At 72.2% G+C, this 15,754-nt stretch carries 14 protein-coding genes; 12 read left to right on the top strand and 2 right to left on the bottom strand.

Annotated elements, in window-relative coordinates; all coding sequences use genetic code 11:
* Nucleotides 1-206: 206 nt before the first annotated feature.
* The 8 genes from ABZ154_RS20950 (at nt 207) to ABZ154_RS20915 (ending at nt 8,844) form a co-directional block, all read left to right on the top strand.
* Nucleotides 207-1,319: a quinone-dependent dihydroorotate dehydrogenase gene (locus ABZ154_RS20950; protein ID WP_356834690.1), complete on the top strand. Its 1,113-nt coding sequence runs from the start codon at nt 207-209 to the stop codon at nt 1,317-1,319.
* Entirely contained in the window at nt 1,316-2,155 is an 840-nt protein-coding gene (pyrF, locus tag ABZ154_RS20945) for an orotidine-5'-phosphate decarboxylase (protein WP_356834688.1), read from the top strand. Before ABZ154_RS20950 ends, pyrF begins: the two co-directional genes overlap by 4 nt.
* 244 nt (nt 2,156-2,399) lie before the next feature.
* Nucleotides 2,400-2,723, top strand: a complete 324-nt coding sequence (locus tag ABZ154_RS20940) for an integration host factor (RefSeq protein ID WP_003970367.1) — start codon at nt 2,400-2,402, stop codon at nt 2,721-2,723.
* 50 nt (nt 2,724-2,773) lie between these two features.
* Entirely contained in the window at nt 2,774-3,391 is a 618-nt protein-coding gene (gene gmk / locus ABZ154_RS20935; RefSeq protein WP_356834686.1) for a guanylate kinase, read from the top strand.
* 103 nt (nt 3,392-3,494) lie between these two features.
* Nucleotides 3,495-3,767, top strand: a complete 273-nt coding sequence (gene rpoZ, locus ABZ154_RS20930) for a DNA-directed RNA polymerase subunit omega (RefSeq protein ID WP_015607348.1) — start codon at nt 3,495-3,497, stop codon at nt 3,765-3,767.
* 143 nt (nt 3,768-3,910) lie between these two features.
* Entirely contained in the window at nt 3,911-5,119 is a 1,209-nt protein-coding gene (coaBC, locus tag ABZ154_RS20925; RefSeq protein WP_356834684.1) for a bifunctional phosphopantothenoylcysteine decarboxylase/phosphopantothenate--cysteine ligase CoaBC, read from the top strand.
* A 235-nt stretch (nt 5,120-5,354) separates the two neighbouring features.
* A complete protein-coding gene (metK, locus tag ABZ154_RS20920) occupies nt 5,355-6,563 on the top strand; it encodes a methionine adenosyltransferase (protein ID WP_015607346.1) in 1,209 nt (402 codons plus the stop codon).
* A 115-nt stretch (nt 6,564-6,678) separates the two neighbouring features.
* Complete coding sequence (locus tag ABZ154_RS20915; RefSeq protein WP_356834682.1) at nt 6,679-8,844, top strand: primosomal protein N'; 2,166 nt, start codon at nt 6,679-6,681, stop codon at nt 8,842-8,844.
* Nucleotides 8,845-8,961: 117 nt separating this feature from the next.
* On the opposite strand, the gene ABZ154_RS20910 is transcribed toward ABZ154_RS20915, so the two are convergent.
* Nucleotides 8,962-9,522 (bottom strand): hypothetical protein, encoded by a 561-nt coding sequence (locus ABZ154_RS20910; RefSeq protein ID WP_356834680.1) that lies wholly within the window; start codon nt 9,520-9,522, stop codon nt 8,962-8,964.
* Between the two features lie 434 nt (nt 9,523-9,956).
* On the opposite strand from ABZ154_RS20910, the gene fmt reads away from it, so the two are divergent.
* From fmt to ABZ154_RS20890, 4 genes are all read left to right on the top strand, one after another.
* Entirely contained in the window at nt 9,957-10,889 is a 933-nt protein-coding gene (gene fmt / locus ABZ154_RS20905) for a methionyl-tRNA formyltransferase (protein WP_356834678.1), read from the top strand.
* Nucleotides 10,890-10,969: 80 nt separating this feature from the next.
* Nucleotides 10,970-12,403, top strand: a complete 1,434-nt coding sequence (locus ABZ154_RS20900) for a transcription antitermination factor NusB (protein WP_356834676.1) — start codon at nt 10,970-10,972, stop codon at nt 12,401-12,403.
* 148 nt (nt 12,404-12,551) lie between these two features.
* Nucleotides 12,552-13,235 carry a ribulose-phosphate 3-epimerase gene (rpe, locus tag ABZ154_RS20895; RefSeq protein ID WP_356834674.1) on the top strand — a complete coding sequence of 228 codons (684 nt, stop codon included), beginning with the start codon at nt 12,552-12,554 and terminating at the stop codon, nt 13,233-13,235.
* Nucleotides 13,236-13,367: 132 nt separating this feature from the next.
* Nucleotides 13,368-14,363 (top strand): sugar-binding domain-containing protein, encoded by a 996-nt coding sequence (locus ABZ154_RS20890; RefSeq protein ID WP_192806783.1) that lies wholly within the window; start codon nt 13,368-13,370, stop codon nt 14,361-14,363.
* Between the two features lie 67 nt (nt 14,364-14,430).
* Here ABZ154_RS20890 and ABZ154_RS20885 read toward each other — a convergent pair whose 3' ends face one another.
* A complete protein-coding gene (locus ABZ154_RS20885) occupies nt 14,431-15,498 on the bottom strand; it encodes a terpene cyclase (protein WP_356834672.1) in 1,068 nt (355 codons plus the stop codon).
* Between the last annotated feature and the right edge of the window lie 256 nt (nt 15,499-15,754).

Raw genomic sequence — 15,754 nt, 5'->3', positions numbered from 1 at the left:
TGCCTCACCACCGTGCAGGCACTCGCCGCAGCCGTCCAGGGCATCGACGCCCTCAACGGCGGCGACGTCGGCGTCCGCTCCCTCCAGGAACACGCCGAGCATCTGACAGCGGCCCGCGACTAGCAGCCCAGCAGGGGGACACCGGAAACGGTGTCCCCCTCTCTGCGAGCCCCACCGAGCCACTGAACATCCGAGGACATCTCCCCATGTACAAGTTCTTCTTCCGGCTGGTCTTCCAGCGGATGGACCCCGAGCAGGCCCACTACACCGCCTTCCGCTGGATCCGCCTCGCCGCCCGCATCCCCGTCCTGCGCACCTTCGTCGCCGCCGTTCTCGCGCCCCGCTACAAGGAGCTGCGCACCGAGGCGCTCGGCCTGCGGATGCACGGCCCCTTCGGGCTGGCCGCCGGCTTCGACAAGAACGCGGTCGCGATCGACGGCATGGCGATGCTCGGCTTCGACCACATCGAGATCGGCACCGTCACCGGCGAACCGCAACCCGGCAACCCCAAGCAGCGCCTCTTCCGCCTCGTCGCGGACCGCGCGCTGATCAACCGCATGGGCTTCAACAACGAGGGCTCCGCAGCCGTGGCCGCCCGGCTCGCCTCCCGTAACCCGGTCTTCCGCACCACGGTCGGCGTCAACATCGGCAAGACCAAGGTCGTGCCGGAGGCCGAGGCCGCCGCCGACTACGTGAAGTCCACCGAGCGGCTGGCCGCCCACGCGGACTACCTGGTCGTCAACGTCTCCTCGCCCAACACCCCGGGTCTGCGCAACCTCCAGGCCACCGAGTCCCTGCGCCCCCTGCTGACCGCCGTCCGGGAGGCCGCTGACCGTGCCGTCACCGGCCGCCGCGTTCCGCTGCTCGTCAAGATCGCCCCGGACCTCGCGGACGAGGACGTGGACGCGGTCGCCGACCTCGCCGTGGAGCTCGGCCTCGACGGCATCATCGCCACCAACACCACCATCGCCCGCGAAGAGCTCGGCCTGCGATCCGCCCCCGAACTGGTGGGCGAGGCGGGCGGGCTCTCGGGCGCACCCCTCAAGGAGCGCTCCCTGGCGGTCCTGAGCCGCCTGTACGCCCGTGTCGGGACCCGGATCACCCTGGTGGGCGTCGGGGGCGTCGAGAACGCCGAGGACGCCTGGCGGCGCATCCTCGCCGGTGCCACCCTCGTACAGGGCTACAGCGCGTTCATCTACGAGGGTCCCTTCTACGCACGCGCGATTCATAAGGGGCTCGCCGCCCGGCTCGCCGCATCCCCCTACGCCACCCTCGCCGAGGCCGTCGGCGCCGAGACCCGGAAGAAGGCCGCCCTGTGACACCCGAACCCTTCGGCGCCCGGCTGCGCCTCGCCATGGACACCCGGGGGCCGCTCTGCGTCGGCATCGACCCGCACGCCTCCCTGCTCACCTCCTGGGGGCTGGACGACGACATCGCGGGCCTTGAGCGCTTCACCCGGACCGTCGTGGAGGCGCTGGCCGACCGGGTCGCCGTCCTCAAGCCGCAGTCGGCGTTCTTCGAGCGGTTCGGCTCGCGGGGCATCGCCGTACTGGAGAAGGCCGTCGCGGAGGCGCGGGCGGCCGGTGCGCTGGTCCTGATGGACGCCAAGCGCGGCGACATCGGCTCCACCATGGGTGCCTACGCGGCGACGTACCTGGACAAGGACTCCCCGCTCTTCTCCGACGCGGTCACCGTCTCCCCGTACCTCGGGTTCGGCTCGCTGCGCCCGGCGCTCGACGCGGCCGCCGTCTCCGGTGCCGGCGTCTTCGTCCTGGCCCTCACCTCGAACCCGGAGGGCGCCGAGGTCCAGCGCGCCACCGCCGCCGACGGCCGTTCGCTCGCCCAGCTGATGCTGGACCACATGGCGGCGGAGAACGAGGGCGCGGTTCCGCTCGGCTCGGTCGGTGCGGTGGTCGGGGCGACGCTCGGGGACGCGGGGGTGAACCTGGCGATCAACGGACCGCTTCTCGCGCCCGGCATCGGCGCCCAGGGGGCGACCCCGGCGGATCTTCCGGCGGTGTTCGGCGACGCGGTCGGCAACGTGGTGCCGAGCGTGAGCCGGGGCGTGCTGCGCCACGGTCCGGACGCGTCAGGGCTGCGCGAAGCGGCCGGACGGTTCGCGGACGAGGTCCGCAGCGCCGTCTCCGGCAGTTGACCCTGGCACGTTTACAGGCTGTTGACGAATTACTGACCGGAAACCCGGTGGTTATGCGGCAAATGTCCTGGTCGGCCAAGGCTGACCAGGACTTTTCGTCTGTTCTCGCTGACTACAGCGGCCCTGGCCGCTAGTCTCCGTCGAGAGCAGCCGGGCACAGTGTGTTCGTCGCTCACCTGGTGGAGGGCGTCCAGCTTCCCCACCGGTCCGTATCCGACAGATCGACATCCGAGGTGACGTAGGCGTGGCTCTTCCGCCCCTTACCCCTGAACAGCGCGCAGCCGCGCTCGAAAAGGCCGCCGCGGCTCGCCGGGAGCGGGCCGAGGTCAAGAATCGACTCAAGCACTCCGGCGCCTCCCTCCACGAGGTCATCAAGCAGGGCCAGGAGAACGACGTCATCGGGAAGATGAAGGTCTCCGCCCTCCTGGAGTCCCTGCCCGGCGTCGGCAAGGTCCGTGCCAAGCAGATCATGGAGCGTCTCGGCATCTCCGAAAGCCGCCGGGTCCGGGGTCTCGGCTCCAACCAGATCGCGTCCCTGGAGCGCGAGTTCGGCGGCAGCCCCGCCTGACGTTCCGCCCGAGGTTCTCAGACACCCCTGGGAACCTGGATAATCGCTCCATGGCTGCAACATCCCGGGGGACGTCCCCCGCACCCCCGGACGTACGTCCGCGGCTGACCGTGCTCTCCGGCCCCTCAGGGGTCGGCAAGAGCACGGTCGTCGCTCATATGCGCACCGTGCACCCCGAGGTCTGGCTCTCCGTGTCGGCGACGACCCGCAAGCCCCGCCCCGGGGAGCGCAACGGTGTCCACTACTTCTTCGTCGAGGACGAGGAGTTCGACAAGCTCATCGCCAACGGTGAGCTGCTGGAGTGGGCCGAGTTCGCGGGTAACCGCTACGGCACGCCGCGCCGGGCCGTGCTCGACCGCCTTGAGGCGGGCGAGCCGGTTCTGCTGGAGATCGACCTCCAGGGCGCCCGGCTGGTCCGCCAGTCGATGCCCGATGCGCGCCTGGTCTTCCTGGCTCCGCCGAGCTGGGAGGAGCTGGTGCGCCGGCTCACCGGCCGGGGCACCGAGGCGCCCGATGTGATCGAGCGCCGGCTCACCGCCGCGAAGGTCGAACTGGCCGCCGAGGCCGAGTTCGATACGACGCTCGTCAACACCTCCGTCGAGGACGTGGCCCGTGAGCTGCTAACGTTGATGCTGCAGGCTTCCGACCACCCTGACAGCAGCGGCTGAACCCTACGCCGCCGCTGGCCCGGAGTTCGACCCCGTGTCCGACTCGCCGGAATCCGCACTATCAAAGATTTCTTTGATCTTTACCCCCTTCGGAAGGCAGAGAGTGTCCTCTTCCATCACCACGCCCGAGGGCATCATCAACCCGCCGATTGATGAGCTCCTCGAGGCCACCGACTCGAAGTACAGCCTGGTCATCTACGCCGCCAAGCGCGCGCGTCAGATCAACGCGTACTACTCGCAGCTCGGCGAAGGTCTCCTTGAGTACGTCGGTCCGCTCGTCGACACCCACGTGCACGAGAAGCCGCTGTCGATCGCGCTCCGCGAGATCAACGCGGGCCTGCTGACCTCCGAGCCCATCGAGGGCCCCGCTCAGTAAGCAGGACAGCACCTTGCACCACCCTCAGGCCCGGCGGCCCGTCCGCCGGGCCTGAGGTGTGTCCGGGGCCGGGTGAGTGCGCCCCGCGGGGTGAGGCAGCATGGGAGCTACGTTCCATACGTTGCCGAGTGCGGGGAGACACAGTGGACAAGCCGAAGGTCGTCCTGGGGGTCAGCGGGGGCATCGCCGCCTACAAGGCGTGCGAGCTGCTGCGCCGGCTGACCGAGTCCGGGCACGATGTACGGGTCGTCCCGACCGCCTCCTCGCTGCACTTCGTCGGCGCCGCCACCTGGTCCGCGCTCTCCGGCCACCCCGTCTCCGACCAGGTCTGGGACGACGTCCACGAGGTGCCGCACGTACGCATCGGGCAGGGCGCCGACCTCGTCGTCGTCGCCCCGGCCACCGCCGACATGCTGGCCAAGGCCGCCCACGGCCTCGCCGACGACCTGCTCACCAACACGCTCCTGACCGCCCGCTGTCCGGTGGTCTTCGCCCCCGCCATGCACACCGAGATGTGGGAGCACCCGGCCACCCAGGAAAACGTCGCCACTCTGCGTCGCCGGGGCGCCGTCGTCATCGAGCCCGCGGTGGGGCGGCTCACCGGCGTCGACACCGGCAAGGGCCGGCTGCCCGACCCGGGCGAGATCTTCGAGGTCTGCCGCCGGGTGCTGGCGCGGGGAATCACCGGACCCGACCTCGCGGGGCGCCATGTGGTGATCAGCGCGGGCGGCACCCGCGAGCCCCTGGACCCGGTGCGCTACCTCGGCAACCGGTCCTCCGGCAAGCAGGGGTACGCGCTGGCGCGCACCGCCGTGGCCAGGGGCGCCCGCGTCACCCTGATCGAGGCCAACACCGGGCTGCCCGACCCGGCCGGGGCCGACGTCGTACGGATCGGTACGGCGGTCCAGCTGCGGGAGGCCGTCCTGAAGGCGGCCGCCGACGCGGACGTCGTGGTGATGGCGGCGGCCGTGGCCGACTTCCGGCCCGCCGAGTACGCCCCGGGGAAGATCAAGAAGAAGGACGGCGAGGAGGCGCCCGTCGTCCCCCTGGTCCGCAACCCCGACATCCTGGCCGAGGTCGCCGCCGAGCGGGCCCGGCCCGCGCAGGTCGTGGTGGGTTTCGCCGCCGAGACCGACGACGTCCTCGCCAACGGCCGGGCCAAGCTCCGCCGCAAGGGCTGCGACCTCCTCGTGGTCAACGAGGTGGGGGAGCGGAAGACCTTCGGTTCCGAGGAGAACGAGGCGGTCGTCCTCTCCACGGACGGAACGGAGACCTCCGTGCCGTACGGGCCCAAGGAAGTGCTTGCCGACACGGTCTGGGACCTGGTTTCGGGAAGGTTCCAGCAGATGTGACAATCAACCCCCCGGGTGAGCCAGAGTGGTCCATAACGGGACGTAACCACCGCCCGGAACGGTGGATTATCCTTCAGGTGTCCGTCGTGTCACGGGCTGTCGCGCTCCAAAGGGCGAGACGCATGCCCCGGCCGACGGACGTGACCGATAAACTGGTCGACGGTACGTACCGAGCGCAGCTCTCGGCCGTGCCACCCATGATCAGCCAGCAGCCGCTGCAACCCCAGGGAGCGATGTGTCCCGCCGTCTCTTCACCTCGGAATCTGTCACCGAGGGTCACCCCGACAAGATCGCTGACCAGATCAGCGACACGATCCTCGACGCGCTCCTGCGCGACGACCCCGCCTCGCGCGTCGCCGTCGAGACCTTGATCACCACCGGTCTGGTGCATGTCGCGGGCGAGGTCACGACCAAGGCCTACGCCGACATCCCCAACCTCGTGCGCAACAAGGTGCTGGAGATCGGCTACGACTCCTCCAAAAAGGGCTTCGACGGTGCCTCCTGTGGTGTCTCGGTCTCCATCGGCGCGCAGTCGCCGGACATCGCGCAGGGTGTGGACACCGCGTACGAGAAGCGGGTCGAGGGCGACGAGGACGAGCTCGACAAGCAGGGCGCGGGCGACCAGGGCCTGATGTTCGGGTACGCCTGCGACGAGACCCCCGAGCTCATGCCGCTCCCGATCCACATCGCGCACCGTCTCTCGCGGCGCCTGTCCGAGGTCCGGAAGAACGGGACGATCCCCTACCTCCGCCCCGACGGCAAGACCCAGGTCACCATCGAGTACGACGGTGACAAGGCGGTCCGCCTGGACACCGTGGTCGTCTCCTCGCAGCACGCCAGCGACATCGACCTGGACTCGCTGCTCGCGCCCGACATCCGCGAGTTCGTCGTCGAGCACGTGCTCACGCAGCTCGTCGAGGACGGCATCAAGCTGGACACCGAGGGCTACCGCCTCCTGGTGAACCCGACCGGCCGCTTCGAGATCGGCGGCCCGATGGGCGACGCCGGCCTCACCGGCCGCAAGATCATCATCGACACCTACGGCGGCATGGCCCGCCACGGTGGCGGCGCCTTCTCGGGCAAGGACCCGTCCAAGGTCGACCGCTCAGCGGCGTACGCGATGCGCTGGGTCGCCAAGAACGTGGTGGCCGCCGGGCTCGCCACCCGCTGCGAGGTGCAGGTCGCCTACGCGATCGGCAAGGCCGAGCCCGTCGGTCTCTTCGTCGAGACCTTCGGCACCGCCGCCGTCGACACGGAGAAGATCGAGAACGCGATCGGTGAGGTCTTCGACCTCCGTCCGGCCGCGATCATCCGGGACCTCGACCTGCTCCGCCCGATCTACGCCCAGACCGCCGCGTACGGGCACTTCGGCCGTGAGCTCCCCGACTTCACCTGGGAGCGCACCGACCGCGTGGACGCCCTCCGCGCGGCCGCCGGTCTCTAGCAGCACCGGACGGACATCGGCACGACAGCGGGGCCCGGACACCGAACGTGGTGGCCGGGCCCCGCTGCTCTGCAGGCCACCGCCGCTGTCAGTGCCGTCTGGTAGGAATGTGGCTGTGAGCAGCGAGAACGAGCAGTCCGCCGAACTCGGTGCAGGGGCGGCCGAGCCCGGCACCGGGGCGCCGGAGCAGCTTGCGCTGATCCGGGAGACCGTGCGCCAGGCCAAGGTGCCGCGCGCCAAGCCGCGCACGTGGCGCGGCGCCACCCTGGCCAAGGAGCTGCCCGTGGCCCGGGTGCTGGTCAACAAAGGGGTCCTCCACCTCGACCAGTTCTTCGACTACGCGGTCCCCGAGGAGCTGGACACCGACGCCCAGCCGGGCGTGCGTGTTCGGGTGCGGTTCGGCGCCGGGCGCCACAACGTCCAGAGCGGGCGGCGCGAGGGGGGCGGCCTGATCGACGGGTTCATCGTCGAGCGCCGTGCCGAGTCCGACTACCAGGGCACGCTGGCCGCCCTCGCCTATGTGGTCTCCCCGGAGCCGGTCCTCGGCCCCGAGCTGCTCGCCCTCTCCCGCGCCGTGGCCGACCGGTACGCGGGCAGCCTCGCCGACGTCCTCCAGCTCGCCGTCCCGCCCCGCAACGGCCGCGCCGAGTCCAAGCCCTCCCCGGAGCCGCTGCCTCCGCCCCCGCTCCCGGAGCCGGGCACCTGGGAGCGGTACGGACAGGGTCCCGCCTTCCTCCGCGCCCTGGCCGAGGGCGGCGCTCCCCGCGCGGTCTGGACGGCCCTGCCCGGACCGCACTGGCCCGCCGAGATCGCCCGGGCCGTCGCGGCGACGCTCTCCTCCGGGCGCGGCGCCCTCGTCGTCGTCCCGGACGGGCGGGCCGCCGGACGGATCGACGCCGCCCTGACCGAGGTGCTCGGTGCGGGCCGGCACGCCCTGCTCACCGCCGAATCCGGCCCCGAGAAGCGCTACCGCCAGTGGCTCGCGGTGCGCCGGGGCTCGGTGCGGGCGGTCGTCGGGACCCGCGCCGCCATGTTCGCCCCCGTCCGGGACCTCGGCCTGGTCGCGGTCTGGGACGACGGGGACTCCAGCCACAGCGACACCAACGCCCCCTTCCCGCACGTCCGCGAGGTCCTGGAGCTGCGGGCCGCCCAGAGCCGCTGCGCCTTCCTGCTCGGCTCCACGAGCTGCACGGTCGAGGCCGCCCAGCTCGTGGAGAGCGGCTGGGCGCTGCCCCTGATCGCGGACCGGGAGCAGCTGCGGCGGGCCGCGCCCCTCATCCGTACGGTCGGGGACGGCGAGCTGGCCCGGGACGGCGCCGCCCGCTCCGCCCGGCTGCCCAGCCTCGCCTGGCAGACCGTGCGCGAGGGACTGCGCAGCGGCCCGGTCCTGGTCCAGGTGCCCCGCAGGGGGTACGCCCCCCGCCTCGCCTGCGAGCGCTGCCGCGCCCCCGCCCGCTGCCGGCACTGCGCGGGCCCCCTGGAAGCGCCGGACCAGCAGGACCTGAACTGCGCCTGGTGCGGGCAGGCCGAGCGTGCCTGGCACTGCGCGGAGTGCGGCTCGGGCCGGCTGCGCGCCCAGATCGTCGGCGCCCGCCGCACAGCGGAGGAGCTGGGCCGGGCCTTCACCGCCGTGCCCGTCCGTACGTCGGGGCGCGACCACATCCTCGACGCGGTCCCGGCCGCGCCGGCGCTGGTCGTCTCCACGCCCGGCGCCGAGCCCGTCGCCGAGGGCGGATACGCGGCGGCGCTGCTCCTGGACGGCTGGGCCATGCTCGGCAGGCCCGACCTGCGGGCGGGGGAGGAGGCGTTGCGCCGGTGGACGGCGGCCGGCGCGTTGGTACGGGGTCAGGAGGACGGCGGCACGGTGGTGATCGTCGCCGAGCCGACGCTGCGCCCGGTGCAGGCGCTGGTCCGCTGGGACCCGGCCGGCTTCGCCCGGCGGGAGCTGGCGGACCGGGCCGAGCTGCGCTTCCCGCCGGTCTCCCGGATGGCGTCGGTGACCGGTCCGGCACAGTCCCTGGCATCCTTCCTCGACGCCGCCGACCTGCCGCCGGAGGTCGAGCTCCTGGGTCCGGTTCCGGTCCCGTCGGCTGAGCCGGGGCGCCCGCGCAGACCGTCGGACGCGCCGCCCGGCGAGAGCTGGGAGCGCATGCTGATCCGCGTGGTGCCCGGGCGCGGGGCGGCGCTCGCGGGCGCTCTGAAGACGGCGCAGGCGGCGCGTACGGCCAAGGGCGGGGGAGAGCAGGTGCGGATCAGGATCGATCCGCCGGACATCGGGTGAGTGGCCTTGACGGGCGGGGCGGCGGGCCGGGGAGACCGCCGCCCGGTCGAATTCTGCGCCCCGCGCGGAGCTGCCGCGCCGTGACCGGCACGATGGGGCAGAGGGGCGTGCGTACGGTCAGCCGTTGCGCGGGCCGGGGAAGGCCCCGGGGCGCAGCTCCTCACGGACCGGCTGCTTGCTCACCGACGGCTGCGGCGGCATCGAGCGGGCCGCGGGCACGGAGGGCACTGGGGCCCCCGAGGGCGACCCCGCCAGGCCGGGTCCCACGGAGACCGGGCGGGGCACCGCCGCGGTCTCGGTGTTCGCCTCGGCGGCCGGGGACTGGGCGGTGGCCCGGCGCGTTCCGTAACGGCGGTGCACCGCCTGCTTGGTGACGCCCAGGGCCGAGCCCACCGCGTCCCAGGAGAAGCCGAGCGAGCGGTCGAAGTCCACCGCCGCGGTGACCAGGGTCTCGACGCTGTCCCGCAGCTCCTGGGCGAGGCGGACGGTGGGGGCCGGGGCCCTGCCGTAGACGACGAAGCCCGCAGAGGGGCCGGAGCGGCGCGGGCGGTAGACGTTGCCCAGCTGGGCGGTGAGTGTGCGCAGCGCGTCCACCTGCCGCCGGACCCGCTCGATGTCCCGCACCAGGAGATGCAGGCTGGCCCGCGCTTGGGCGTCGTGGGTTGCGTGGTCGGCCATGAAGAAGCCTCTCGAACCGGCGTTGAAAGGGATCGGGCCGCATCGGGGCGGCCCGCTTCGGTCAATCTCCTTTGACCAACGCCCGAGCCGCGTATGTGGTCACGCTATCGGGGCGTATGTGCATATGCACGGGGCGTGCGCGGCGCACGCGCGCCCCCTGACCGCTGAGCAGGCGGAAGCGACTGAGCCCCCCGGCAGGCGGAAGCGCCCGAGCTCCCCGATCGCGAGGCAGGCGGAAGCGCCCGAGCTCCCTGATCGCGAGGCAGGCGAAGCGGCTGAGCCCCCCACGCGCTCCGGAGGCCACCCCCTAGACTGGTGTGCTGCTCGTCACCGCACGTCCTGGCCCCGCAGAGCCCGAGAGTCCCGCAGAGCCCGAGAGCCCGGGACCCGCAGGGCCCGAGAGTCCGAGAAGCCCGAGAGGCAGTCAGCCACCCATGAAGCTCGTCTTCGCCGGCACCCCCGAGGTCGCCGTCCCCGCCCTGGACGCCCTGATCGCCTCCGACCGCCACGAGGTGGCCGCCGTCGTGACCCGTCCCGACGCCCCCGCCGGGCGCGGCCGCCACCTGGTGGCCAGCCCGGTGGCCGAGCGGGCGGCGGAGGCCGGGATCGAGGTCCTCAAGCCGGCGAAGCCCCGGGACGAGGAGTTCCTGGCCCGGCTGCGGGAGATCGCTCCCGACTGCTGTCCGGTCGTCGCCTACGGGGCCCTGCTGCCCAAGGTGGCCCTCGACGTGCCCGCCCGCGGCTGGGTCAATCTGCACTTCTCGTTGCTGCCCGCCTGGCGTGGTGCGGCGCCCGTGCAGCACTCGGTGATGGCCGGGGACGAGGTGACCGGCGCCTCGACCTTCCTGATCGAGGAGGGACTGGACTCCGGCCCGGTCTACGGGGTCCTCACCGAGGAGATCCGCCCCACCGACACCAGCGGCGACCTGCTCACCCGGCTCGCCTTCGCCGGTGCAGGGCTGCTCGCGGCCACCATGGACGGCATCGAGGACGGCACCCTGCACGCCGTGCCCCAGCCCCACGACGGCGTCACCCTGGCCCCGAAGATCACCGTGGAGGACGCCCGGATCGCCTGGTCGGCCCCGGCCCTGCGCGTCGACCGCGTGGTGCGCGGCTGCACCCCCGCGCCCGGCGCCTGGACCCTGTTCCGGGGTGAGCGGCTCAAGCTCATCCAGGCGACGCCCGTCCTGGACCGCACGGACCTGGCGCCCGGCGAGCTGTCGGCCGCGAAGAACAACGTGTACGTGGGCACCGGCTCGCACGCCGTCGAGCTGCTCTGGGTCCAGCCGCAGGGCAAGAAGCCGATGAAGGCCGCCGACTGGGCGCGCGGGGTCCGGATCGTCCACGGCGAGCTGCTGGGCTCGTAGAACCTCTCGTACGAGGGGCCGGGAGCGGCGACGTACGCTGGGAGGGTTCGCCCTCTCACCATCTGCGGAGCACCTTTCACGTGAACGACCAGCCGCGTCGCCGTCCCGCCAAGCCCCACCGCCGCCCCCAGAAGGACCCCGTCCGGTTCCTCGCCTTCGAGGCGCTGCGGGCCGTCGACGAGCGGGACGCGTACGCCAACCTCGTCCTGCCCCCGCTGCTGAAGAAGGCCCGCGCCAAGGGCGGCTTCGAGGGGCGGGACGCGGCGCTGGCGACCGAGCTGGTCTACGGGACGCTGCGCCGCCAGGGCACGTACGACGCGATCGTCGCGGCCTGCATCGACCGGCCGCTCCGCGAGGTGGACCCGCCGGTCCTCGACGTCCTCAACATGGGCGTCCACCAGCTGCTCGGCACCCGCATCCCCACCCACGCGGCCGTCTCCGCCAGCGTGGAGCTGGCCCGGGTGGTGCTGGGCGAGGGGCGGGCGAAGTTCGTCAACGCGGTGCTGCGCAAGGTCACCGCGCACGACCTGGACGGCTGGGTGGAGAAGGTCGCGCCCTCGTACGAGGAGGACGCCGAGGACCACCTCTCCATCGTCCACTCGCACCCTCGCTGGATCGTCTCGGCGCTCTGGGACGCGCTCGGCGGCGGCCGTGCCGGGATCGAGGACCTGCTCGAAGCCGACAACGAGCGGCCCGAGGTGACCCTGGTGGCCCGCCCCGGCCGCTCCACCACCGACGAGCTGGCCAGGGCGCTCGGCGACGAGAACTCGCTGCCGGGCCGCTGGTCCCCCTACGCTGTCCGGATGGCCGAGGGCGGCGAGCCCGGTGCGCTCGCGGCGGTCCAGGAGGGCCGGGCCGGCGTCCAGGACGAGGGCAGCCAGCTGGTGGCCGCCGCGCTCGCCGCCGCCCCTGTGGAGGGCCGGGACACCCGCTGGCTGGACGGCTGCGCCGGCCCCGGCGGGAAGGCCGCTCTGCTGGCCGCCCTCGCCGCAGACCGGGGCGCGACCCTGCTGGCCGCCGAGAAGCAGCCGCACCGGTCACGGCTGGTCGAGCGGGCACTCGCCGGCAACCCGGGTCCGTACCAGGTCGTCACCGCCGACGGCACCCGCCCGCCGTGGCTTCCCGGCACCTTCGACCGCATCCTCATGGACGTGCCGTGCTCCGGCCTGGGCGCACTGCGCCGCCGCCCGGAGGCCCGGTGGCGTCGTCGCGCCAAGGACCTGGAGAGCTTCGCCCCGCTCCAACGCGGGCTGCTGCGCGAGGCGTTGAAGGCCGTACGGGTCGGGGGCATCGTCGGCTACGCGACCTGCTCGCCGCATCTCGCGGAGACCCGGGTGGTCGTCGAGGACGTCCTGAAGGGGCGCGGCGGGGAGCCGGTGGAGGCCGAGTGGGTCGACGCCCGTCCGCTGATGCCCGGGGTGCCCGCTCTGGGCGACGGACCGGACGTCCAGCTGTGGCCGCATCTTCACGGGACGGACGCCATGTATCTCGCTCTGCTGCGCAGGACCGGCTGAATATCGCCCCGTCAGAGGGCCTGCCCGAACGGCAAAGGAACAGTAAAGCGCAGGCAAAATGCGCAGAATGTGCGAACTGTGATGGCCAGGTGAGCCTCCGGCGTCCGCCGAGGCGAGGAACCGGCGCGGAACGTGGCAGGCTTGGGGCATGGCGCAGATCAACCCCAGCATCCTGTCCGCCGATTTCGCGCGTCTCGCCGAGGAGGCGAACGCGGTCGAAGGCGCGGACTGGCTCCATGTCGACGTGATGGACAACCACTTCGTGCCCAATCTGACCCTCGGCGTGCCGATCGTCGAGGCGCTCGGCAAGGCCACGGACACCCCGCTGGACTGCCACCTCATGATCGAGGACCCGGACCGCTGGGCTCCGGGTTACGTGGAGGCGGGCGCCGGCTCGGTCACCTTCCACGTGGAGGCCGCGGCGGCCCCGGTGCGCCTCGCGCGGGAGATCCGGGCGAAGGGGGCGCGGGCGTCGATGGCGCTCAAGCCCGCGACGCCCATCGAGCCGTACGAGGACCTGCTCCCCGAGCTCGACATGCTGCTGATCATGACGGTCGAGCCGGGCTTCGGCGGCCAGGCCTTCCTGGACATCATGCTGCCGAAGATCCGCCGCACCCGTGAGCTGATCGGCAAGCACGGTCTCGAGCTCTGGCTCCAGGTCGACGGCGGGGTCTCCGCCACCACGATCGAGCGGTGCGCCGAGGCGGGCGCCGATGTCTTCGTCGCGGGATCGGCGGTCTACGGGGCCGAGGACCCGGCGGCGGCGGTGCGGGGTCTGCGGGCGCAGGCGGAGGCGGTCACAGCCGCCGCGCCCTGGGCATGCGGCCACTGAACAAAGGGCAGATGAACGCGGCCCGACGGGGCCGATCAAGGATCGCCGGATCTGACAGGATGAAGGCGTATCGGGCGTGTGAACAGCAGTGAGGAGATCGCGGTGTCTGGCATCTCGGCGGGTCGGTCAGCCATGCGGATGGGACCCGCGGAGCTGGTGCAGGCGGCGGCCATGGCCCGCCGGTTCTACCTGGAGGGCAAGTCCAAGATCCAGATCGCCGAGGAGTTCGGCGTCAGCCGCTTCAAGGTGGCCCGGGTCCTGGAGACGGCCCTGGAGCGTGATCTCGTACGGATCGAGATCCGGGTGCCGGCCGAGCTGGACGCCGAACGCTCCGACGCGCTCCGGGCCCGCTACGGGCTGCGCCACGCCGTCGTCGTCGAGTCCCCGGCCGAGGAGCAGGAGGACGCCCCCGACCCGGAGAACCTGGGCGAGGTCGCGGCCGACCTCCTCGGCGAGCTGGTGGCCGAGGGCGATGTGCTCGGCCTGGCCTGGGGCCGCTCCACCATCCACATGGCGGCCGCGCTGGACCGACTGCCGCCGTGCACGGTCGTCCAGCTGACCGGTGTCTACGACGCGGGCACCGCCGAGCGCGGCTCCGTCGAGGCGGTCCGCCGGGCCGCCCAGGTCTCCGGTGGTGAGGCCCACCCGATCTACGCCCCGATGCTGCTGCCCGACCCGGCGACGGCCGCCGCGCTGCGCGAGCAGACGGGCATCGCCCGTGCCTTCGAGTACTTCGACAAGGTGACGGTCGCCGCGGTCTCCATCGGCTCCTGGGAGCCGGGCATCTCCACGGTCCACGACATGCTCTCCGACGAGGAGCGCGCCCACTACGCCTCCCTCGGCGTCGCCGCCGAGATGTCCGCGCACCTCTTCGACTCCGACGGCCGCCGGGTCGGCCGTGACCTGGGCGAGCGCTGCATCACCGTGGAGGCGGACCGGTTGCGCCGGATCCCGGAGGTGGTGGCGATCGCGGGCGGCCTGCGCAAGGCGGCGGCGATCGGCGCCGTACTGCGCTCGGGTCTGGTCACCAGCCTGGTGACGGACACCGCCGCGGCCGACTACCTGCTCACGGAGTCGCCGGCCGGAGTCCGTCCGGCGCTGGAGAGGGCCGACCCGGACGGGGAGTGACCCCGAGCGGAAGCTGACGAAGGAGGCCGGGCACCCTCAGGGGTGCCGGCCTCCTGCCGTCAAGGCCTCAGCCCCGACGGGGGGCCTCCGCCGCGCACGGCGCCGCCCCCGTGCGGCCGGGGGGTATGCCCAGCACGGTCTCCTCCAGATACTCCTGGGGCTCCTCGTACTGGCCCACGTCGGCAGGGTTGTAGCGCGGTGTCTGGCGCGACCAGTCCAGATTCCCGCGCATCCAGCTGCGCATCCCTTCGAGGTAGGGCACCAGCAGACCGGTCAGCTCCGGGTACATCTCCAGCAGCTCGTCCTCGGCGGTCAGGAACCGCTCCGTCTCCTGCGCCAGCCGCTCCGCGACATGGTCCAGCGCCTGCTGCTCGCCGAGGCCCCGGTGGTGGCGGACCAGATGGACGAGGTTGTGGATCTCGCCGAGCACCTGTTCCTTCTCGAAGGAGTAGACGTCGTTGGCCCAGCACACGTGGTTGCAGGAGGCTTCCAGGGCGGTGATGAACCGGGGGTCGTTGTGGAGCGACTCCGGAGCCTCGATGCCGGTGACGATCTCTATGAGGTCCATGCAGACGTGGATGGCCCCGGTGTGCCGCCGCTTGGCGATGTACGTCTCCTCGGACGGCACCACGTCGTTCGCGCGGTTGCCCGCCTCCCAGGTGGTGGCCGTCGTGAGGTAAGTGATCAGATGCCAGGCGAAACGGGTCCGCCAGTGGGGCGCCGCGTTCGGCGTCGTACGTTCCCACAGGTCCATCAGCGCGATGACGGCGGCGGGCAGCTCCTCGCCCGGCAGGGGGTTCGGTGCGGTGCCGTCCACGACGGCGCGCATCCGCTCCACCACGGCGCGCACCAGCTCGGGGGAGCGGCCCAGGTGGCCGTCGTCCAGCTGGTCGTCGACGAGGAAGAGCCAGACGAACCAGTCAGCCACCAGATCGAGGTGTTCCGGGTCGGCCGTCGGGTAGACCATGCCGACGAACGCCCCGAAATCGGCTTGTTCGAAGCGGTTCATCGCGGACTCGCGGTGCACCAGACCCGTCTGTCTGATCCAGGTGGCCAGGTGACCGCGTGTGTGCCCGACGTGCGGGTTGGTCCGCTGGGGGAACGGGCAGTAGATGTCCGGCAGTTCGCTGTCCACAGGCGGATCTGGATCCTCTCCGGTCAAACGGTGTGCCAGGGCTGCCGATGTGCCGGAGCGGCACCTCGGACACCCCCGAGACCTGCGGCTTTGAAGCTACCTGACCCCTTGTCACCGGGTCCAGGGATGGTGATCACGAATGAATCGAATCCCGTTCGGGTAGAGTCCGTGGGTAAGGCAGGCTCCACTTGCCCGGGACCCCCGGACCGCCTCCTCGGAGGCCTCCAAGAACCTTTTGGAGGAACAGACGAACGCG

Source organism: Streptomyces sp. NPDC006261 (assembly GCF_040613515.1).
Taxonomy (GTDB): Bacteria; Actinomycetota; Actinomycetes; order Streptomycetales; family Streptomycetaceae; genus Streptomyces.
The sequence above is the reverse complement of the archived record's forward strand: the minus strand, read 5'-3'. Positions and strand labels throughout refer to the sequence as shown.